The 22,315-nt window shown below is 49.0% G+C and carries 21 protein-coding genes; 2 read left to right on the plus strand and 19 right to left on the minus strand.

The features are described from left to right. Positions 1-5: 5 nt before the first annotated feature. From MKX30_RS19600 to MKX30_RS19610, 3 genes are all read right to left on the minus strand, one after another. On the minus strand, positions 6-941 hold the full coding sequence (locus tag MKX30_RS19600; RefSeq protein ID WP_068939288.1) for an AraC family transcriptional regulator: 936 nt from the start codon (positions 939-941) through the stop codon (positions 6-8). Positions 942-1,064: 123 nt separating this feature from the next. After that, on the minus strand, positions 1,065-1,232 hold the full coding sequence (locus tag MKX30_RS19605; protein ID WP_013373879.1) for a CxxH/CxxC protein: 168 nt from the start codon (positions 1,230-1,232) through the stop codon (positions 1,065-1,067). A 105-nt stretch (positions 1,233-1,337) separates the two neighbouring features. Beyond that, complete coding sequence (locus MKX30_RS19610; RefSeq protein WP_341063305.1) at positions 1,338-2,102, minus strand: class I SAM-dependent methyltransferase; 765 nt, start codon at positions 2,100-2,102, stop codon at positions 1,338-1,340. Between the two features lie 233 nt (positions 2,103-2,335). On the opposite strand from MKX30_RS19610, the gene MKX30_RS19615 reads away from it, so the two are divergent. After that, on the plus strand, positions 2,336-4,057 hold the full coding sequence (locus tag MKX30_RS19615) for a cellulase family glycosylhydrolase (protein WP_339201198.1): 1,722 nt from the start codon (positions 2,336-2,338) through the stop codon (positions 4,055-4,057). A gap of 86 nt (positions 4,058-4,143) precedes the next feature. On the opposite strand, the gene MKX30_RS19620 is transcribed toward MKX30_RS19615, so the two are convergent. Beyond that, positions 4,144-5,379, minus strand: a complete 1,236-nt coding sequence (locus tag MKX30_RS19620; protein ID WP_340958881.1) for a S1C family serine protease — start codon at positions 5,377-5,379, stop codon at positions 4,144-4,146. 503 nt (positions 5,380-5,882) lie between these two features. On the opposite strand from MKX30_RS19620, the gene MKX30_RS19625 reads away from it, so the two are divergent. Continuing rightward, positions 5,883-6,089 carry a hypothetical protein gene (locus MKX30_RS19625; RefSeq protein ID WP_028540967.1) on the plus strand — a complete coding sequence of 69 codons (207 nt, stop codon included), beginning with the start codon at positions 5,883-5,885 and terminating at the stop codon, positions 6,087-6,089. On the opposite strand, the gene MKX30_RS19630 is transcribed toward MKX30_RS19625, so the two are convergent. From MKX30_RS19630 to MKX30_RS19700, 15 genes are all read right to left on the minus strand, one after another. Further along, entirely contained in the window at positions 6,058-6,864 is an 807-nt protein-coding gene (locus MKX30_RS19630) for an MBL fold metallo-hydrolase (protein WP_023991120.1), read from the minus strand. The two genes, MKX30_RS19625 and MKX30_RS19630, sit on opposite strands and share 32 nt — an antisense overlap. Positions 6,865-6,870: 6 nt before the next feature. Continuing rightward, the gene (yycI, locus tag MKX30_RS19635) at positions 6,871-7,635 is read right to left on the minus strand and encodes a two-component system regulatory protein YycI (protein WP_023991121.1); all 765 of its coding nucleotides are present in this window, start codon (positions 7,633-7,635) and stop codon (positions 6,871-6,873) included. Positions 7,636-7,653: 18 nt separating this feature from the next. Continuing rightward, positions 7,654-8,994, minus strand: a complete 1,341-nt coding sequence (locus MKX30_RS19640; RefSeq protein ID WP_341063306.1) for a YycH family regulatory protein — start codon at positions 8,992-8,994, stop codon at positions 7,654-7,656. Further along, on the minus strand, positions 8,991-10,820 hold the full coding sequence (walK, locus tag MKX30_RS19645; protein WP_160788382.1) for a cell wall metabolism sensor histidine kinase WalK: 1,830 nt from the start codon (positions 10,818-10,820) through the stop codon (positions 8,991-8,993). Before walK ends, MKX30_RS19640 begins: the two co-directional genes overlap by 4 nt. Beyond that, positions 10,817-11,548, minus strand: a complete 732-nt coding sequence (gene yycF, locus MKX30_RS19650) for a response regulator YycF (protein ID WP_023991124.1) — start codon at positions 11,546-11,548, stop codon at positions 10,817-10,819. The genes walK and yycF overlap by 4 nt, the downstream gene beginning before the upstream one ends. A 232-nt stretch (positions 11,549-11,780) precedes the next feature. Further along, positions 11,781-13,304 (minus strand): M23 family metallopeptidase, encoded by a 1,524-nt coding sequence (locus tag MKX30_RS19655; RefSeq protein ID WP_023991125.1) that lies wholly within the window; start codon positions 13,302-13,304, stop codon positions 11,781-11,783. A 323-nt stretch (positions 13,305-13,627) separates the two neighbouring features. Then, positions 13,628-14,284, minus strand: a complete 657-nt coding sequence (locus MKX30_RS19660; RefSeq protein WP_023991126.1) for a hypothetical protein — start codon at positions 14,282-14,284, stop codon at positions 13,628-13,630. Positions 14,285-14,431: 147 nt separating this feature from the next. Beyond that, positions 14,432-15,148 (minus strand): GntR family transcriptional regulator, encoded by a 717-nt coding sequence (locus tag MKX30_RS19665; RefSeq protein ID WP_028540973.1) that lies wholly within the window; start codon positions 15,146-15,148, stop codon positions 14,432-14,434. Positions 15,149-15,175: 27 nt separating this feature from the next. After that, positions 15,176-16,183 carry a CehA/McbA family metallohydrolase gene (locus MKX30_RS19670; protein WP_023991128.1) on the minus strand — a complete coding sequence of 336 codons (1,008 nt, stop codon included), beginning with the start codon at positions 16,181-16,183 and terminating at the stop codon, positions 15,176-15,178. Beyond that, positions 16,176-16,643, minus strand: coding sequence for a hypothetical protein (locus MKX30_RS19675; RefSeq protein ID WP_023991129.1), 468 nt, complete (start codon positions 16,641-16,643; stop codon positions 16,176-16,178). The genes MKX30_RS19670 and MKX30_RS19675 overlap by 8 nt, the downstream gene beginning before the upstream one ends. Then, complete coding sequence (locus tag MKX30_RS19680) at positions 16,640-18,154, minus strand: hypothetical protein (protein ID WP_023991130.1); 1,515 nt, start codon at positions 18,152-18,154, stop codon at positions 16,640-16,642. The genes MKX30_RS19675 and MKX30_RS19680 overlap by 4 nt, the downstream gene beginning before the upstream one ends. A gap of 31 nt (positions 18,155-18,185) precedes the next feature. Next, positions 18,186-19,028 (minus strand): ABC transporter permease, encoded by an 843-nt coding sequence (locus tag MKX30_RS19685; protein ID WP_023991131.1) that lies wholly within the window; start codon positions 19,026-19,028, stop codon positions 18,186-18,188. A 2-nt stretch (positions 19,029-19,030) separates the two neighbouring features. Continuing rightward, positions 19,031-20,200 (minus strand): extracellular solute-binding protein, encoded by a 1,170-nt coding sequence (locus tag MKX30_RS19690; protein WP_028540975.1) that lies wholly within the window; start codon positions 20,198-20,200, stop codon positions 19,031-19,033. Between the two features lie 98 nt (positions 20,201-20,298). Continuing rightward, positions 20,299-21,330, minus strand: coding sequence for an ABC transporter ATP-binding protein (locus tag MKX30_RS19695; RefSeq protein WP_028540976.1), 1,032 nt, complete (start codon positions 21,328-21,330; stop codon positions 20,299-20,301). 53 nt (positions 21,331-21,383) lie between these two features. After that, the gene (locus tag MKX30_RS19700) at positions 21,384-22,208 is read right to left on the minus strand and encodes an ABC transporter permease (protein WP_023991134.1); all 825 of its coding nucleotides are present in this window, start codon (positions 22,206-22,208) and stop codon (positions 21,384-21,386) included. Positions 22,209-22,315: the final 107 nt, after the last annotated feature.

Here is a 22,315-nt window from a genome sequence, read left to right on the forward strand (position 1 = left end):
CTTATTCATATTTTGAGTATAGCCGAAGCCTCTGGGCGTGTATTGTAAAAATCGGACAACTTCCGTAAATCCTTAGCCGCGGTAAGCGGGGAATCTCCATAAAACCTGCGAAAATCACGGATTAGATGCGCTTGATCGAAAAAGCTGTGCTTCAATGCCAGCTCCGTCCAATCCAGACCCCCGCCGCCTTTGATACTGTGCAGAACGCTCTGGAAGCGGACGACTTCACTGAACTTTTTGGGGCTGATTCCGATCCACTGCCCAAACTTGCGGTTAAGCTGTCTTTCACTGATCGCCTCACACTCCGCAAGCTCCTTAACCCCCACACTCCCGCCGCTCACAAAGATGCGATGCAGCAAGTTTTTCATCAGGTCACAATCGCTTATCCTACGGCGCAGCAGAAGCTGGTTAAGATACTCATCCATTATGCGCACCCGTTCATTGAAATTCTGCGCTTCCATAATGCGCTCACCTATCACAGCGATGCTTTCGGGCCAGAGATCTTCCAAGCGATAATTACCACCTGTAAACAAATGAGTCGGCATACCGTGAAAATAATGTGCCCCACCGGGAAAAAATCGCACCGCAAAAATGCGTGTCTCGGACCCTGCTTGTCTGGCAGACACAAACGGTTGCGTAAATGTCCCACAGTACGAGAGTTCCTGACGCTTACTCACCGGGTCGTATTCAAATAGAATATCCGTACAGCCGTCAGGTAATACCCGCTCCATGGTTTCTTCATGCGGCAAGCTTAACAAAGCGGTGTCTTCGCACGAAGCTGCTAGATTCTCTTCTACCACCCTATTAGCCGGACCGGACTCCCAATAACAGGCCACGTAAGCTTTTAGCACAGCAGACGGCTTTTGTTCGATATAATACGTGGAGAGATCACTTCCATTGACTTGAAGCGGACGAAATAGTGAATGCAGCAAAGGGTCCATCCATCGTTCACTCCTGTCTCAGTACGTGGTGGGAATAAATATAGCTCTATGTATGGGGTATTTTTGCAATAAATCCTGGTATACAAAAAGGACGTTTCTGCCCGAAACGCCCGTGCTTGTTTTTTAGACGACCAAAAACTCTGCTTTCTTCTCACATTCCTTGCACTTCACTGGAGGGTCCCAATCCGAAAATTTCGTTTCCTTAAGATCGACGACATCCGGTGCATCCTCGTATTCATCGACGAACATATCAATTGCTAGTTCCACATGCTCTTTACATACCACGTACATTCCAATTGCATCCCTTTCCGTTTGAAGCTCTTCCTGTTGTAGGTGTGCCAAAACTGCCTTCTTTTGTTCTACCACACTTGACGCGGAAAGGAAAGGGCTTGCTTTTTACCCCAAACGTCTGGTTGTAAAAATAAGAAAATTAGTGACATTAAGGTCCTCGTGAAAATGGGGATATTTCTCCAACATTTCGGCAGAAGGCTTGGGTTCGATCATCCCTTCCAACAGCAAACCCGCCTCAATAATGGTCTGTACATAGCTGCTCAGCGTACGGTGAAAGTACAAAATTTTTTCTTCCTGATCATAAGGGATCGCTTGCTCCAATGGGCCTTCGTTGAAATATTGATCCACTTTCCAATATAGTTTTTTCCCTGTCTCATCCTTCACCCAACCACTCTGTGGCGTCTGGAAGCACGGATGCAGAATAGAAAAAATAAAGCGGCCTCCTGGAACTAATAATCGCTGCATTTCGGCAATCGCCTGCTCATAATGAGCCAAGTCCTGTATGACCATATTGGACACGATCAGATCAAAGCTCTGGTCCCCGAACATCTCCAGCTTTTCCAGATTGCCGTGGTGATATGTAATTCCCAATGCTGACGGCGTTCGCTCTTTGGCTAGCCTCAGCATCTCTGTCGAGTAATCGACAGCCTCTACCAACGCACCCGCCCTGGCCATTTTACGGCTTAGATAGCCTTCGCCACAGCCGGCATCCAGCACTTTTTTGCCCCCGAGAGGTCCCATACAGGCTTGCAATGCCGGGTTTAGCAGTACTTCGCGAGATCGATCTCCTTCCTCCGTGTACTTGGCAGTAAAGTTTTCTGCATGCATATCCCAGCGTCGAATGGCCTCTTCCGTGTCCCACTTATTCATATTCATCTCCTTCTTTCTTTTGTATTTACAAATCCGATCCTATACTACAATCCACGTAGGGCCATAGATTCTACACTCATTTCTGTATTTTTTCAATAATAACGCTTACAAAATTAAAATATCTAATTAACACATGATTTTTACATGAATTATACAGGTATTCCATATTCAAATAGTATGGTAGTGTTTTATAGGAAAGCGCTTTCAAAAATAACTTTGTAAAGGGGCCTGTTATGTTAAAACGAAGACCCGTTTCATTGCTGTCGTTGACGCTTGCCATCACCTTATTGTTATCTACGTTCGCATCCGTTGCCGCTGCTGCCGAATCTGACGGACAAGCACCACAAGCTGCGGCTGCGAGCAGCATGCAATCGTATGTGGAAGCCATGCAGCCTGGATGGAATTTAGGAAATTCTCTGGATGCTGTGGGGGCGGATGAAACAGCCTGGGGCAATCCGCGCATTACCCAGGCGTTGATCCAGCAAATTGCTGCCCAAGGGTACAAAAGCATACGCATCCCGGTCACCTGGGATAAGCACATTGGAGCAGCACCAAACTATACCGTTGAGTCTGCCTACATGAACCGTGTGGAAGAGGTTGTTCGCTGGGCACTGGATGCTAATCTGTACGTCATGATCAATGTCCATCATGATTCATGGACGTGGGTAAGCAGTATGGAGCCCAAACATGATGAGGTGCTGGCTCGCTATAAGGCATTATGGACACAAATTGCCCAGCGCTTTAAAGATCAACCTAACAAGCTGATGTTCGAAAGTATTAACGAACCCCGTTTCTCCGAAGGAGGGACTACGGATGAAGCGAAAATGAATCAGATGCTCCAAGAACTGAATGTATCCTTCCACAAAATTGTCCGCGCCTCTGGCGGTAAGAATGCCACTCGTCCCCTTGTTCTGCCTGGCTTGGATACTTCACCTGCTCAGGCCAAAATCAACGAGCTGTATAACACGATAACCAAGCTGAATGATCCCAATCTGATTGCCACCGTCCACTATTATGGTTATTGGCCTTTCAGTGTAAATATTGCGGGCCATACTACTTTTGATAAAGATACTAAAAACGATATCATCCAAACCTTTGATAACGTCTATAACACCTTTGTAGTCAAAGGTATTCCGGTTATTGTAGGTGAATTCGGTCTACTCGGCTTCGATAAAAATACAGGCGTTATTGAACAAGGCGAAAAGCTGAAATTCTTCGAGTATTTAACCTATTACATGAAAGAGAAGAAAATAACAGGCATACTCTGGGATAACGGCCAGCATTTTAACCGCACAACGTACAAATGGTCTGATCCTGAGCTCATTAATGTTATTAAAGCCAGTCTAAAAGGTCGTTCCTCCAATGCAGACCGTGATCTCATTCACTTGAAGAAAGACACCTCTGCTCAGGACACCAAGGTCACCTTAAACCTGAATGGCAATCAGCTGAAAACACTCAGTGTGGGCAGTAAGCAACTAACACAGGGCACCGACTATACGCTGAGCGGAGATACATTAACCTTAAAAGCCAGCTTGCTCACCAGCCTGACCACTTCCGGTAAATATGGGGAGAATGCCGTCATTACCGCTAAGTTTAACAAGGGGGCAGACTGGAACTTCAAAGTAGTCGTGTATGATACCCCAAAATTAAGTGCTGTCGAAGGGACTACACAAACCTTTACCATTCCAACGGACTTCCGCGGTAGCCAGCTTGCCACGATGGAAGCCGTTTATACCAATGGTGGCAATGCCGGTCCACAGGATTGGACGCCTTATAAAGAGTTTGGCAATACTTTTGCCCCTGCCTATGATGCCAATGGCATCAAGCTGCTACCTGAATTTTTTAATAGTGTAAAAGATGGTGAAGTCACGCTGAAGTTCCATTTTTGGAGCGGCGATGTGGTGACATACAAAATCACCAAGAGCGGAACCCGTGTAACGGGAACGACATCCTAATCTAAGGCTCAGCAGAAGATCGAAAAAGGCGTTCCCGGAAATGAGCCGGTGAACGCCTTTTTTTATAGTTAAGCCTATAAGTTACCTTAGCCTTCCGGCTTATCTGTTAATTTTAACATCACCGTTTCTTCCTTGCCTGCCCGGTAAAAAGTAACTTTCAGCTCATCGCCAATCTTCTTGTTATCGTACAAGTAGCGACGTAAATCAAGGGTAGAGTTAATCGGTTCGCTATCAAACGCTGTAATGACATCGTTCAGCTTCAAGCCACCCTCCTTGGCAGGACCATGGGCCTCCAGAACGACTGCTCCATTTTTCACGCTGTCCGGCAGCTTGAGCTCCTTGCGCTGAGTTTCATCCAGCGGTGCATATTCATTGTTTAGGTCCACCGTGTATACCCCCAGATAAGGGCGGGTGATCTTGCCGTCCTCAACCAGTTCATTCACCGTCTTCATTACCTCATTGGCGGGAATGGCGAAGCCAAGTCCCTCAACACCTGTATCAGCGATTTTCATCGTATTGATGCCAATCACACGTCCGTCCAGATCGACCAGCGCTCCGCCGCTGTTTCCCTCATTAATCGCCGCATCGGTCTGGATCACATGCTGCTCCCAGTCATATACGCCATCCTGGTTAATGGAAATCGGAATGATGCGATTCGTATAACTCACAATACCGGAGGTAAGCGTGTCTCCCAGGCCAAGCGGATTGCCGATAGCAATGACCGTTTCACCCAGACGAAGTTTGCTGGAATCGCCGATATCCGCTACCGTGCTAATGCCTTTATCGTCCACTGCGAGTACAGCGATATCACTAATGCGATCCTTTCCGATCAGCTTTGCCTCTTTTGTGACGCCGTCTACCGTTACAATATCCAGATCATCTGATCCTTCGACCACATGGTTATTTGTCATAATGAAGGCTTTGCCTGAACTCACTCGGAAAATGACACCCGATCCAAGCGCGGATTGTTCCGTGCTTTTACCATCTTCCTCTTTCAGATTCACGATGCTGACGACGGCTGGGCGCACCTTGGCTGCCGCCTGCACAATCCGATCATACGGATCACCCGCTGCTTGCCGCAAGGGATAGTGACTGGCTCCCGTTACCGCCGTAGTGGAGGGCAGGCCTGTAATAAAGCTGAACAGAAGCACAGCAACCACTGCACTGACTGCACCGCTAATGACAGCAGCTTGCACCGGACTTACTCCACGCTTCCTGTGTGGCCAACGTCCACGTCCTCCACGGCGCGCCTTAAATGCCATTTTTTTAGCCGCACGTGTGGATACCTTTGTTGAATAAAAATCGTCCTCAAACAAGCCCATGCTAATCCTCTCCCCTTCGTTGTCATGCACCGACACTCACTAAAAAATTAGGGCTATTCGGGCTTGCGCCAACCTATGCTACAGAGAACCTGCTCCGTTGAACATCTCAAATGGATTGAATATCCCTTATCATCGGAATCCAGCAACCAATCGTTCCGGCCTACTTATTAATCACCACAAATGGTACCTTCCTAAGCAACCGAATCTCATAAATTAGCATACACGCCGAATCTGACCCCGAATAGAGGAAAAAAGAGGAATGATTTCCAAACCAATGGACTACAATAGTAACAAGTCTTCTATTCTATTACAAAATGATCGTCTCATAGAGACGTTCTGGCCTATTCCCGTCCGTTTAAAGCTGCCTATACTTTCGATGAGAGCCTTCCTTCAGAAAGCTTTCCGTTGTTAGCTTTATTGTATCACAGCACCCGGCAAAACCACAGGCAGAACCAAGCTCATTGCACGCCATTTCTAAAATATTTTTACAGGAGGAATATATGATGAATTCACATCGTTCGGCTATGGATGAAGTTCACATGGCTGCCAAGCTTGCGGATTTGAAAGACGAGCATTACCGCAATACACTGGCGCTAAGTACATTGATTGAACTACTGGTGGACAAAGGCGTAGTGACCCGTGAAGAGGTAGAACGCAAAGCCGCCGAGCTGGACAGCTTTATGGCTCACTTACCTTATCCCAAGGTGTAGGACGATCATAGTACGTATCGCACAATCGAAATTCACTGTCCTTGTAAAAACAGCCGCGGTCTTCCATCGCCCCACGTACAGTCAACTTCGCAAGTTCCATCATATTGTGGTCGCGGCTCAAATGTGCCAAATACGTTCGCTTCGTACGTCCTGTCAATAGCTCGCTAAGAATCGCGCCCGCCATCTCATTGGATAAATGACCGATATCACTGAGAATACGGCGCTTGATGTTCCACGGATAACGACCCATACGCAGCATTTCCACATCATGATTAGACTCCAGCACCAATACATCCGCGTCTGATATCGCCTGTTTCACTTTGTCGCTGACATAGCCAAGATCGGTCGCTACACTGAGCTTCTCTGCCCCATCATAAAAGCTATATCCTACAGGCTCAGCCGCATCATGGGATATGCCAAAAGACTCCACGCGTAATGACTCAAATTCCCGCGTTGCGCCTGTCTCCAATATTCTGCGGTTATCGTCTGCAATTTGCCCAACAGCATTGCTGATGGCAAACCATGTCTTCTCGTTAGCATATATAGGTAAATTATATTTACGCGCCATGGCGCCTAGTCCTTTAACATGATCGGAATGCTCATGCGTGACCAAAATACCATCCAACTCTTCTCCGCTCAGATCGCGTTCTTTCAGCAATTCGTCAATACGCTTCGCGCTGAGACCTGCGTCGATGAGCAATGTCGTGTCTTCGTTCCGCACAACGGTAGCGTTGCCGGTCGAACCGCTCGACAGCACGGTAAATGAAATCCCCATATCTGTTCAAGACCCTTCTGTATGTTCTGTCTTTGGACTAATGACATCTCCGTTCATCTGCACATAGTACACACCTTTCCCGTTATCCATCATAAACCGCCACACGGGGGCAGCCACCTGGCTATCGGAGTTAAAGGTCTGTCCGTAATAACCGAGCCGGATATCCTTCACAATCGAGTCGCGCGGCAAATAACCGTCAATCAGCCTTGCCAGTGCTTTGGACGCAGGCAGCATTTTCTTTGCCTCATCCGAAGGCTGGAGATCGACCTTAATTTTGCGATACCCTGTAATTTTCTGATTGCTGTAAAACAGAGCCAGCTTCACATTAAATAGCGGCCACTTGCCCTGAACCAACGGATGGAGCACAAAAGCATCTGCTTGTCCGGATGCCAACTCCTCCTGAACATCCAGCGGATCATACTGAAAGTTATCGATATCCTTGATTTGTGGCTCCAATGCCTCAACTAGCGCGTCATGGGTGAATACCAGTTTGCTGTCCACCGGCTTCACCAGCTGCACACGATCATCCTTTTCTCCACTATGAACGTATGTGTAAGAAAGTTTAGGCAGCTGCGGGGTATCCCCGGGAATCGGAGCCAGCACCTGAATGCTTTTCTCTTCCATTAAACGCTGCGTATTTTCATCCAATGAAGTAAAATCCAGATTCGGCCCTACCGTTTCCTGCGCGTCATGCCACAGTTGATAACTCAATACCACATTGAGCAGCAAAAATGTACAGATCAGTACGTTTTTGGCGCGGCTCCAATCCATTCCCGTTCCCCCTTCCTGTCACCTCTTTGTCTCCCGGTCTGGCTGTGTTTGTGTTGTATTCGATGCTGTCGTTACAGGGACAGCATGAATCTCAGCAACAGAACCGTCACTGAGCGTAACGCGCCACTCAGGAGAAAGCTTCAATCCATCATTAATCAGCTCCGGCTGATATACAGGAGTCAGTTCTCTAATCGTCTTCCCTTTGCCTACAGTCTCCAGTTGCTTTTTCAAGGGCTCGCCGCCCGGCAGCATAACCTTCTTTGAGGATTGTTCTCCTCCCTTGAGATACAGCAACGAACGTTCATAGACAGAAGCCGTTTCCTGCTGGATTTGCAGCGAAATCGTACCAAAGCGGAACGATGGTGTGTCCAGCACTGGATAAGCACCATAATACTGCTGAAACATCACAGTTGTACGATTTTCATCACTGCTCTTCAATTTCAGCTGATACGAAGCATCCCAACCACCATGCTGATTCACAAAATCAACCGCGGCCAGCACATCCCTAATCGGACTGCTTCCACCCGCCCCCGGCGCACTGGGATCGGTATAGCTCATCCATCGTTGCTCCTGCTTGATTTGCAGACTACGCTTGCTGTCCGTATAAATTTGGGAGCCGTCCTTTTCCTGAATATTGCGCGTAATCCCCGGATCGAAAAACAAATTCCGCTGCATTTGCTCCGTCGTAAACAACCCGGCATACACCACAGGCTGTGTAGTTTCCAGGTCATTCACGGGAATGTAGTACTGATTATCCACCAGCTCGTACAATGGGGCATTTTTACCGAAATTCACATGCTGCCGGATGTCCTCTACCGTCATATCGAACTGGTTCGCCTCATACACCACATCGCCTCTGGCACTGAAAAAGAGCGCGTGCGGCTTGGCATTCTTTTCATCTATATAGATCCAGATGCGGTTAATCGTCTCTCCCTGAAACACCGAATCCGGCGTCAGACGCATGATCCGCTCCAGTAATGAAACCGGGACTCCGCCTGAAAAAGATAATTCGATGCCTTCATTTTCGCTGCGAATCCGCGCCCAGTCTGCCGATTGAATACTTCGACGTTGAAAGTTGTTAAAGCTTCGGCTTTCCAGCCGTGTATAAATTAAATCGTAAAAAGTAACACCCGGATAAAAAACGGTATGCTTCTTCTCACCTTGGTGAATGAGCATTTTATCAGGAAACACGAGGTTCTCAATCTTTTTCTCCTGTCCCATGCTTTCGGTTTTGACATAGTTCGTTTCTGAAGTGAGTACAGAATCACTGCCCGGAAGGCGGTAAATCAAAAAATAAGTCTGTATCAGGCTGGAAGCAACCAGCAAAATAAGCGTCCAGGACTTCAAACGTTCCTTCACTGTGCTTCCCTCCCTTCACTCGACATGGGTAGCGTAAAGGTCGTACAGGTTCCCTGACCGTATTCCGACTCCAGAAAAATCTGGCCCCCATGCGCCTTTACAATTTCCCGGGCAATCGAAAGTCCCAACCCCGTGCCGCCCATATTGCGCGATCTCGCCTTGTCTACACGATAAAACCGTTCAAAAATCCGGTCCAGATCTTTTTTGGGAATACCAATCCCGGTGTCCTGTACCGAAATGGATAGCATCCCCTCACTATTGCGGCGAGCTTCAATCCGAATACTCCCGCCATCTGGCGTATATTTCAGCGCATTGGACATCAGGTTGTCCAACACCTGCTCAATTTGGTCCCGGTCGATCACGACTTTACCGATTCCCTGCTCTACGAACATCCCTGAGCGAATGTGCTTTTGCTTCATTTGAAAAGAAAACCGATCTGCGACCTCGTCCAGCATCTCCATCACATCTGCAGGCTGCATCCGCAAAGGTGCCTCATTGGAATCGAGCCGTGACAGATGCAGCAAATCCGTAACCAACCGGATCATACGCTCTGTCTCGTTGCGGATCACGCCCACGAAACGCTCCGCGAGCTGCGGTTCAGCCATCGCGCCGTCATCCAGCGCCTCAGCATAGCTGCGGATGGTCGTCAACGGAGTGCGCAGCTCATGTGATACATTCGCTACGAATTCCCGCCGTGTCGTCTCCATCTCCTCCTGCTCCGTCACGTCTTGGAGTACGGCAATCGTTCCCGTAATGCCAAATTCCCGCCGATGAATCGGCGTGAATGTCACACGGATAACAATGGGTTCATCCTGACCGGCTGGCTCCAGCTGCAAGAGCGTGGAGGCCGAAGAGCCGCTATACAGGGCCTCGGTTTCCTCCGGGTCGATCCCCAGCAGTACCGCGATATGCCTTCCAGTCATTTCGTTCTCGTTTACGCCCAGCATGGCGCTGGCCCGACGGTTGACCAGAATGACCCGGCCATTGTCATCAGTAGCGACCACACCGTCGCTCATATTGGTCAAGATGGAGGAGAGCTTCTCCTTCTCCTCTTCATTTTGGGACAGCGCCTCACGCAGACGGCCTGTCATATAGTTAAAGGCCACGCTGAGCCTGCCGATCTCGTCATCACCAAATACAGGCATCTGCTGGTCGAATTTGCCCTCGGCAACCTCCGTTGCATGACGTGTCATCACCTTAATCGGGTGCGTAATCGTGTGGGCCAATACCACGCCCAGCACAGCCGTCAACGCGAGCGCAATGAGCATACCTGAAAGAAACACATTGTTAATGCGTTTCATCGTATCGTAGAGCTCGGTCATCGAAGCGGCGATGTACACCGCGCCGACAATCTTGCCTTGGCTGATAACAGGTTTGGCGACGACCTTCTTGCGGACATTATCCTCGTCCACCATGTATTCCTCGTTATCACGGATACCTTGGAGTGCGCGGCTGACCACTGTCTGCGTATTTTTGCGTCCGACATAATCGGCGTGTGAACCCTGAGAAGTAATTAATACTTTGCCGCTGGCATCCAGCACCTGAATTTCCGCGCCGCTGAAATCAAACAAATTATTCACGCGTGCACGCAGGCTTTCCACGCTGTCTTCTTCCATTTTGCCGTCACTGCCACTCAGATCCTGCTCCGCCAGCACGGACAGCATCTCCGCCCGTGCTTGCAAATCCTGCGTAAAATTACTCGTGAGAGAGTTCTTCATCGAGCTGACAAAGTAGACCCCAATCAGCTGCATGGCCACCAAGATAAGCAGCACATAGATAATAATCAGCTTTGCATGAATGGTACGAAAGAAAGACAGCCATCTCATGCCCGCAGGCCACCTTTGCCCCCGCTCACGATATATCCAAGGCCACGGCGTGTCAGGATGGTCTCCGGCTTGCTCGGGTTCTCCTCAATCTTCTCGCGCAACCTCCGAATGGTCACATCCACTGTCCGCACATCCCCGTAGTATTCGAAGCCCCACACCGCCTGGAGTAAATGCTCCCGCGTCATGACTTTTCCGGCATTCTTCGCCATGTAGTGCAATAGCTCATACTCACGGTGCGTCAGGTCAAGCGGTGTTCCGTTTTTGTAAGCTGTATACATATCCGTATCAAAAAAGAGGTCGCCCACGCGCAGCCCCTGCTTATCCTCCTGCGGTCGGCTTTCCGACGTGCCTGCCCCGCCGCGTTGCTGTCTGCGCATCTGTGCCTTCACCCGTGCCAGCAATTCCCGTGTGCTGAACGGCTTTGTCACATAATCGTCCGCGCCCAGCTCCAGCCCCAGCACTTTGTCGATTTCGCCGTCCTTGGCGGTCAGCATAATAATCGGCGTCTGGAGCTGATGCCCACGTACCTCGCGGCATACGTCCATGCCATCCATGCCCGGTAGCATCAGATCCAGCAGAATCAGGTCAGGCTGCTGCTTGACCGCGATATCCACCGCGCTGATTCCATCGAAGGCGCAAATCACCTGGTAGCCCTCTTTTTCCAAATTAAATTTTAAAATATCAGCGATTGGCTGTTCATCATCCACTACCAGAATCGTTCCCTGCATATAGCGTTCACCTCTCTTCACGGATCATAATTTATAATTAACTTACGTTTGTCAGTACCTATAAGATGTTTATTCTATTCTATCATACCCGTGAGCCATTCCATTACTTCTCTAGACCCTTTTCTTTACGCAGAAAAAAACCATGCCTGCACCTAATGTTAAGCATGCAGAAAAACATGGCCTTTCCCTTTGATTCTCATAAATCATGTAACTCTCGATATAAACATCCAATCTATCTTAAATACGTCATTGGATTGCGTGGCGTATTATCTTTACGAATTTCAAAATGCAGATGCGTTCCGGTCGAGCGTCCTGTGTTCCCCATGACCCCAATCGATTCGCCTTGCTGAACCACCTGTCCTACATGAACGCCAATGCTGCTCAAATGCCCGTACACGGTTTGGTAGCCGTTGCCATGATCAATCATAATGACATTGCCGTATCCATTCTGCTGACCTGCAAATGATACCACGCCTTCATCTGATGCGTGAATATCAGCACTACCGACCAAGTCCACACCCTCATGCATACGTCCCCAACGTGCGCCAAAGCTACTCGACATCGATGCGCCGGACACCGGCCAAGCGAACTGTCCTGAGCCTTCTCCCACGACCTTCGTCCCTCTAAGAACCACCTCAGTAACAGACGGCTGCAGCACCTTTTGACCGAGCCATTCCTCTTGCACGACCTCGCCGTTCTCCTTGGTCAAACGATAGTCCATCTCTTTAAGACCTGCTTGTCCCGGTCTGACTACTTTGGTAACTCCTGCCTTCAGTTCATCGCTCTGGCGAATCTCAACCTCAGGCTCGATGGCAATCTGTTCGACGACCTTCTCTACTGTTCGCACCGTAACCGGAGCCTTCGGAGCAGTAAGCTTCAATTCGTCCCCAATTTGCAAATACAGCTCACGCGAGCCAGGGTTGTTCTGCTTAATCTCCCAAGCGGTCATATTAAATTTAGTTGCAATCGACGACAAAGAATCGCCTTCTTGCACTGTATACGTGATAGGAGCCTCACGCCCCTCAGTCAACACTTTGACTGCTTCTGCCTCCGTCAGCACCTTGTTCGGGTCTGCTTTCACAGGCTCGTACGCGATTTTCTCACGGATACCGGCAGACTCCAGCCATGCTTTAGGGGTTTTAGTACTAGCACTCGCATGGCTGCTGCCCACGGATGTTTTGCGAACCAGCCCCTTGATGCCTGTAGATGTACCCTCACCCACAGGTGTGTACTTCTTCTGTACTTGTTTTAAAGCCGCTTGTGCAGTCGCTTTGTCCTTTACAATGCCAACCGTCTGACCGTTGACCTTCACTTCTACCCCTTTGGCATACGCTGTCAGCATACCGTCCAGCTTCTTCAGCGTGGCCGCGCTGTCGATATCCGCTTTATATGCCTTCTCAATGCCTGTCGTTACCGCGCTCGTATTGAGCACCATATCGACGCCGGGATACTTGTCCTTATATTGTTTGCTCTTCGTTGCGTACAGCTGTTTAAGTTGTTGCTCATTCAAGATATTCCCGACCTCGACGCCTTTTACATACACTTTATAATAAGGAACTGTGTTAGCCCCGACATACTGATTACTCGCAAAAATAAGACTGCCTGCAATCACCACACCGCCTGCCGTCCAGCTCAACCATTTTCTCCGACCGCTCCACCACTTTGCTATTTTCCCCGCTTCCACAGCAGGCTTGTCTGCAACGTTTGAGTCTGCATTCCTGCTGTCTGGTGAATCCTGCTCCCTCAAAACCTTCATGACTCTCTCCTTTTCAGCATATCTTATCTCTATATAAATGCGTTCGTTATTGGTCTTTCACATTATGAACCTAGCCTGTATTCACAAGCATCTATGATATTAGTCGCTATCTACCATTGCATAGTTGCGTAAAAGGTTTCAAAAATTTAACCTTTTCACAACACTGTTTACTTTAACATAGCCTTTACAAAGAATTCAACTACACTCCAATTCCTTCCTGACACGCAAAAAAATCCGCGCATGGCGCGGATTCTACAGTCCTATTTTGAGCATAAACATTTCCCATGAATTCATCGTTTATTATTCAAGATTTTGCAAAATACTCATTTAAGCAAATCCATCAACTTGTTATATTCCTCTTTGGTCAAATACTTCGCAAGCACCTGCTGAATATCCTGAAGCTCCTGCTCGGTGAGACCGCCTTCCATCGCAGCTGATATTTTCTGCATCTCCTCCGGCGGCAGCTTATTCATCAGAATCGCAAAAATTTCCTGCTTCTGTGCCGCTGGTAAGTTGTTCTTCTTCTCCGTCAAATGGTCGGGCGTAATCACTAAATCATGGCCTTCAATACTCGTTTCGGGTGTAGCTGTACCTTCTGCCTGCTTCCGTGACTCGTTGCCTGATGTTCCGGCCGACGTGGCCCCCTCCTGAGATACCTTGCCATTGGCTACGCCACCAGCCTCACTCCCGCTTTCTTCTAAGCCCTGTCCCATGACAGGCAACGCATCATCAGGCGGTGTTACACTTCCCGAGCCACTTCCCGTCGTCTTGTTCTTCCCCGTGTTTGTGCTTTGGTCCGTACCCGCACTGCCTTTTAGCCAACCCAATCCCCATATGGGCTGATGATCGAGCTGAATGTTAAACTGCCGCAGCAGCGATTGAACATAAGCATTAACGACTACACCTGTCACTGCCAGCGTTAGTGCGCTAACCAACACCACCGTCATTCCTTTTTTGAGCAGCCATCCAAGCCACCTCATATCCCGTTACCTCCTTATACGCATCCTGCCATGTGTGTATCATCATGAAGTGCATATAGATCAGTATTGACGAGATATGACGATTTTTAACCCATGGAATATGTAAAACTAGCACAATTCAATAGAAGATGCCACATTCTGATTGAATCAGCGCGTACGACGCACCCAGAAACGGAAAATGTCACTGCGGACATAATCCAGAGAATACAGCACCTGCCTGTTCATTTCATCATAGTGAAGCTGCTTCAATAGTAATACCGTAGCCTGCGGATGCTTCAGCAGACGTGTCATATGTGCGTCGTCATAGTTGGGAACGGTAAGCTCGGAATACGCTCCGACGATTCGCACCCCCGCCTTGAACTCAAGACTCTGAAAAAGCGAGCCTGAAAAAGAGTCACCTTCCAGAATGGGACCGGCTAATTTCTCTGGCATCCAGTTTATAGAGTGGGCTACAGCCTCTCCGTTGGCAGTTCGTGTACGCTCTAGGGCAATCATGGGCTCATTTTCGGAAAATCTCATCTGTTCGGCAATATCAGGAGGGCAAACCGAAATTCTCTGAATGGATTCCAGCTGCTCGTCTTCCCGTAACCCTGCCGAACGAATCATGTCCCCGATGCTGTACAGGCGGTCCAGCGAGCTTGGAATACTCGGCAGCGGACAAGTAGCAAACGTGCCACTCCCGTGTTTTACTAGTAGCTTACCTTCCGATTCCAGTTGGCGGATAGCTCCCCGTAGCGTCGTACGTGAGACACGAAACGATTGGGAAAGTGCAGTTTCCGACGGCAGCCGATCCCCCGGACCCATTTGATTAACCTTCATATATTCTTCTATAAGCTGCTTTATGTTCTCTTGTTTTGTTGACACCGTCCGAAGCCCAGCCTTTCTATTGTGTTAAGCCATATAAATCGGATTCGTAAAAGCAATCATCATCACGCAGTCTTCCATGCAGCCGTAAAGCTCCGCTCGTATCCAGCCCTTTCCTAGCGGATCTTGCAATGACAGCGTATATTCTCCTGTGTGAGCAGGGATCTGGATCTCGGAACATATTCCATGACTACTTGTCAGCAGAAGACGAAGATTCTGAGGCTTGAGGTTATAATGGGATGCTCTTGCTTCCACATCCAATTGAACCGTCACCGATAGTGAATCCTCTACAGTCAGCTCTATACATTCGCCGATGTGATAACGATTTTCTTTGCCCTTAATCTGTGCCCACATCGTCAGTAACGGTCCCATTGTAACTGACACTGAACCGTGGCGAATCGCCTCAACTGCCCGGCCTGCTAAGCCTTCTCGCTCTTCTGCTTCATCATGAACCCCCAGATACGTAACAGCCGGAAGCGCATCATCCGGTTTAGATACATGCCAGTCCCGACCGCTTACCGCAGTGATGCGATACCCCTGATTCAACAAATCGGTCCACATGGCAAACGCCCGCTGGCTATCCCGCTTAATAGATGGCATAAGCGTTGACCAGACCTCTATATAATCCACCTCATGCCAATCCTGAATCGTGTATTCCCAAAAGCACCCCGTGCAGATCGGACTTCCGATCCTGAACGGATGGGCAATCCCTGCAATGCCTCCCTGCTCATGCACCTGCCGAATCCCCTCATGGATGTCATCTGGTCCTAGCACACGCCAGTCGATAAAGCGGTCAACCCCAAGCGTCAGCATGTGCCCGTAAAAGGTCGTCCACTCCATCCCTGAAATGATCGGGAGACCGAACTGCCGCTGAACCCGTTCCTGATCCGCAAGTGCCGATTGCGTGTTGTGATCCGTCATAGCGATACATTCAAGCCCGAGATTGGCTGCACTTTGGGCCAGCTCCTCCAGTGTTTGCTTGCCGTCGCTGTGAAGCGTATGGGTGTGAAGCTCAGCCGGAATCCATTTAAGCATATGCTGCTTCCTCCCCCAATACATGAATTTGGTAGGCAAGCGTCTCGGTCACAACGGCATGCAGACTGACCGTAATCCGCCACATGCCTGGCGGATGATCTCCTGCAAGGAATCCCGGGGAAGCCGCAGACGAACCGAGCCAATGCTCCTGCTGCATCTCGGGACGGTGCGCATTTCCGCGGTGACGGAGAGGATCATCGACAGACAGCGTTAATAAATTTTGCAGCGGTATATACTTCTTCCATAGATCGGATGAATGCCCCGGCTCTTCGTATCCGTATTTGCTCATGCTCTCCTCAATGATTTCTCGTGCTTGCTCTTGATCCTCCAATAACTTGGGCGTGTAAGAGAAGTGAATACGGATCGTTTCAGTCGGCTGTGGAATATGAAAAGAGTACGTAATATGGCTCTGGGTGCAGGTTCTGTCGACCGTTCCTTCCACATACAGTAGTCTGCTCATGACTCCCCATCCTGGCTAGACGGTTCATCCACAACATGTTTCACCATATCATTCACAGTATGTTCTTCATCACCCGACATGTCTTTGTCTGCCGCCCACAAAACACCCACGGGTTGAAGCCGCGTCAGCTCAATCACCCGGTCTGTACGAATACCTGGAAACTGCGGGAGATTATCTTCGTTTAACGTAAAAGCACACAGTCCGACCACTTCCATGCTGTCCGCACCGCCTTCCAGCAATACGGCTCTGATTTCAGCTATATCCTCAAGCACAGCTTCTCCAGACAGCTTGACCGTGGTAGAAAAATGTGACTCTGCACCCTCATAAGCGGCTCTAAATTCCCCGAGTCTCAGATCATAATGGCACGATGAATACCACTGCTCCGAGCCGTGAAGGCGAAGCTGGACATCGACACAGGCATCCTCCTCACGCCGATTGAAGCCAGGTCTGGACGCTGGAACCGATTCTCTGCCTGAATCCCGCAAGGGGCGTTTGGAAGTCTGTATAAACACATAGCTACGCTGGTGTGCAAGTGTAATGGAAGACGCTTGTGATGGCATTTCCAGCTCCTGCTGACGTTCCATCTCCCACCCAGTGACCTGATAGGCAAAAGGAAAACGGCTCATGACAGCCTCACGCGGCTCTTCCTCTGGTTTCCAATGGAAAGCAGGCGGCAGCATAAAACGATAGTCCGATGAAATGTCATCCTTAAAGTTTCCGTTGGTTGTTGCGGATTGGAGAACAGGATGCCCGCCCAGATCATAATTCCCATTAAACGCAGTCGTAATATGATGTGCCCCCTGGAAAACAGCTTCCAGAACATTGTCCTCTGCATCTAGCTCTACGCGGTACATCCATTCGATATCGGTGGTTCTTCCCCATTTGCTCATAAGCAGCGGCGCGGGCGTTCCCTCATCTTCATGGCTGAACATCATCTGGTATTCGATGACCGTCTTCCCCTCGTTCACTTCTATGGAATAGAACAAAACAAGCGGTGTATCCGTAAAGCGATTCTCATAAGGATGTGACAGATTACGGCCATATAAAAGCGGGGTATGGCGATAAATCAGCGATCTTGGAGAGGAATCAGCCACGCAGCGCAGTTCAACCCCGTCGATCCATGCTCGAGATACAAGCGGAGCCGATTCCAGTTCGCGAAATTCGGCATAGACCTCGTAATCGCCTTCTTTTAGATATCCCAACAAACGGGTGTACACTCCCTGACTGCTACCATAGTACAAAATGACATCTTGATTATAGGCTTCATTCAGGTAGAGACGTACAAAGGCAGATTCTCGATCTGTCGCAGCCCAGTCACTGTCTGATCTGGCGAACAGATCAAGCTCCGCGTATCCGTCTTCTGGCATGGAAAATGTAAACCGGAATCCGTTTCCCGGACTGAGCTCAACCTCCGCCTTGTGTAAGGCAATCCGATAACCACAATCCAGCAGATCCTTTTCCCACGCTCGCCCACTAAACCCGGTAATTTGCACCTCTGCTTGGCTGTTCATCCCTGTAACCTCCTTAGTGTATAACGGCGGTCTAGCTGGCATCCGCATCCTTCACCATTGTCCGAATATAAAAGTAGCCCATAAAAGAACACAGTAAAAACATAAACACTGCCATTGCACTGGCCGTATGCGTCTCCTGATAGCTGGAAAACACCTGCTGCATCGCAACACCCAGCACTTGTGGCGAGTTGGCACCGATCAGGAAGGGAGCCGTAAAGCTTCCCATGATTCCCATGAAAATGAAGGTCACCGCAACCCACATCGTTTTGTAGGAAAGGGGTAAAATAAAGCGCCCAAACAGCTGCATCGTGCTGGCTCCGGCATCTCTGGCACTTTCGACGACAGCGTTTGGAATGCTGGCAAGTGCCGAGCTGAGCAGCATGGTTGCGAACGGAATGTTGAACCACAAATTAGCCAGCACCAGCCCTTTGTAGTCATAAATAATCCTCGGAATCGTCTCAATGCCAAGCGGCAGCAAAAGACGTGCAGCCCAACCGTGATTACCATACATGGTAATGATCGCATACGTTGCAATTACACCGGGAACAAACATCGGAATAAAATACAACCGACCTATCCACTTCACGACAACCCCTTTACCGAATCTCAGATAAACCGCCAAAGCATAGCTGATGACCAGAGTAAGGGCCGTCGAGACTAACGTGACATTAATGGTATACATGATATTTCTACGCATGGCAGGTTCCGTGAACAACCGAATATAGTTGGCCAGTCCGTAGCCCGTTCCATATTGATCAATCAAGCTTTCCTTCACGGCATAGAGAATCGGAATAATAACGACGACCAGCAAAATGAGAAAAGACGGGATGACCAGGGCAAGCCCCAGCATCCCCCTTTTGGACAATGAACTCATGATCAACCGCCCGCTACTTCACTTTGCCAGCGTTTGTAGATTTCCTGCTGAAGCTCTCCGCTGTTAAAGCTGCGGTATCCAGAAGATACACTGTTAAATTTCTCTTGCAGCTCCGTTGGCATCAGATTCCACTTAATCCCCGGATAGCCGTACATTTTATTAATAACCACCGTTTGCGCTTCGGGCGTCAGTATATAATTCAAGAATTCCTGAGTTGCTTCTTTTTTGGAGGAAAGCGAAGGAACCATCAGATAAGAGGGTCCACCTGTAAAGGCAGGGTCGATCTGTGTCAGCTTCACCGTGTCTGGAAGCAGCCCTTTAGCCAGTTGCTCGAGCGCCATATCAGACCAGGCTGGAACCATGTCAACCTCTCCACTTGCCAAAATATCAAGCGTGCCTTGGTTTTTCTTAGGATAGACTCCTTTTTGGTACATCGAAGGACCCAGTTCCTTGAGCAGTGAGAATCCTTGATCCCATTTCTTCATATTTGCCGGATCATCACTGTTCATCGCCTCTGGTGGAAGGAAATTATAGATAACCGTGTTCACAAACGAGCTGCCTGACCCACCAGTGGACGGATCATTATAGGCAAACTTACCCGGATGCTGACGAATCCACGTGTACAGCTCGTCGGCTGTTTTCGGAGGTGTTGCTACTTTTGCACTGTTATAGGCAAGGACAACCGAAGAGGCACGGTATGGAATGGCCTGATTGTTGACTTGCTCGAGATATGTTTCATCAACATTCTTCAAATTTGGAACCTTGGCAGCATCCACCGTTTCCCACAGTTTCTCGCCTACCCCTTTGGTGATGTCATCCAGACTGCCTTCGTACAGGTCGATATCTGTATCGGTTTGTCCGCTTTTCTTGGCTGCGATCAGACGATCCAGTGTAGATGCGCCTCCGGTCCCTGCTGGCAAATACACCAGTTTGACCTTAACGTGATCATTTTTAGCTTCAAAGTCCTTGATTAACGTTTCCCACAGCTCTTTGACGTTCAGGGACCCTCCAGTGTACAAGGAAATTTCCGTCGTTCCCGTAGCCGCTCCCGCTTTTGTAGACTTGGCTTCCCCAGTAGCCGTGGCGGCATTACCGCCGTTTCCACAGCCAGCCAACAACGATAAACTAAGTACCCCTGCCAAAACCAGACCCATATTCTTTTTCCCAAACACGTTGTTGCCTCCTTTAGATAGTTGCACAAGTTCGCAGCATCACCAGATGATGCGTTCGTGATGGACATTGATGCGATATAGAGGTTGATCGTGAATCTTCACTGTGCTGATGGAAAAGTAACAATTTTACTGAAGCTGAATCTGATGTGCTCTCCACTGCGCAGCTCGGCCGCTCGTTCACGCGGCACAAACATTTTCAGATGATGGGTACCGCTATCCAGCGAAACTTCCGCATAATGCCCGAGAATCATCACTTGTCTGATCGTTCCGGCTAGAGAACCATTTTCTTCCGTCGTCAGAACAATATCCTCTGGTCTTACACCAATCATGGATTCACCTGTGTATTCATGCTCTTGTGCAAACGGTATTCCGCTCACAGAGACACTGCGACCTGTGCTCACCCCCTTTAATAAATTGATACGGCCAATAAAACCCGCTACAAAAAGTGACTGTGGCTTGTCATAAATCTCCTGCGGTGAAGAGAGTTGCTCAATTCGGCCCGCATTCATAACGACGATTCGGTCGGAAATGGACAGCGCCTCCTCCTGATCATGGGTGACGAACACCATCGTCATCCCTGTCTGGGTCTGGATATCGCGCAGCTCCTCTCTCATCTCCATGCGCAATTTGGCATCAAGCGCGGAAAAAGGCTCGTCCAGCAGCAATACATCAGGCTTTAGCAGCAAAGCCCGAGCGAGTGCTACCCGCTGCTGCTGACCGCCCGAGAGCTGTCCTGGCGTTTTACGCTCTGCGCTCTCTAGCCGAACCAGCGCTAGCGCTTCCTTCACCTGACGGTCAATTTCTGTCTTCTTCACCTTTCGAATCTTCAACCCGAAAGCCAGGTTGTCATACACGGTCATATGCGGCCACAAATTATAACTTTGGAACACCATAGCCGTCGGACGCTTTTCGGGCGGCAGCTTGAGTACGCTTTTACCCTGAATCTGAATGTCGCCACTGTCCGGGTCCAAAAAGCCGCCAATGGAGCGAAGCACGGTTGTTTTACCACAGCCGGAAGGTCCTAGCAGTGTCACCAGCTCTCCCTTCATCACGTCAAGTGAAATGCCTTTGACTCCGTCTCCTGTCTTGAAGCGCTTGGTTAACTCTTGAATGGATAATTGAATGGGCATTAGCTTAGGCTCCTTTTTCAGGATTTTGCAAACTCCTCTTTTGACCAATTACGTTATTTCACCTGAAATCCGCCTGCCAGTACATCCGCACTTACAAAACGCTTGGCTGCCAATAGCAGAATGATCGTTGGCAGAGTAAGAATGACAGAGAAAACAGCGCCCGTTGTGCTCGGATAATCAGCAATGATGGAATACATGATGACTGGCATTGTTTTATAGTCCGGTGTTCCGACAAGGAGTGTCCCCTGTGCTTCATCTAGTGAAGCAAGAAAGGTAAAGATGGAGGCGACCACAATGCCGGGCAGCGCCATAGGAAAGGTGATTTTCCAAAACACCCGAAATGGTCCGGCTCCGGCATCCCGCGCTGACTCCTCCTGTGCACGATGTACGCTGCGGAAGGCAGAGGAAGGAATCCAGGTCATATACATGAGCGTGTTTACCATATGGATAAGCACAATACCTGCAAAGGTGTTCATCAACCCGAATTGGTAGAATAGTACGGCAATGGACACATACAAACCCATTTTCGGAAAAGCATGCGTAAGCAGGAATGAGAAAAGAAACCACTTACTGAGCGGGAAAGAAATTCGTGCAAAGGCATAAGCAGCAGGAATACATACGATAATGGAGCAGACCGTAACGGTAATCGCAATCAGGAAGGATAGGGAAATCGAGCTGAGTACATCATCCTGGGTAAGTACAAACTTCCACCATTCCAGTGACAAGCTCTGCGGAAGCGGTGCAGGATACTGCCATTTTCCCGAAACCGCCAAAAGGAGAAGGTTGGTCAGAGGTCCCAGGAAAAAAATGACGAAAATGACAAGCACGATGAATTCCACAATTTTGCGTGTGCCGAGTGAGCGAAGATACCAGTTCATAATTCATCCCTCTCAAGACGTCTAGACGTCCGAATCTCTTTTCTATTTGGATTATAGAGAGGGTTTGTTATCACAAATCGACAAGGAAGATAAGATTATGTAAAGGG

This window comes from Paenibacillus sp. FSL P2-0173 (genome assembly GCF_038008045.1).
Lineage (GTDB): Bacteria > Bacillota > Bacilli > Paenibacillales > Paenibacillaceae > Paenibacillus > Paenibacillus polymyxa_B.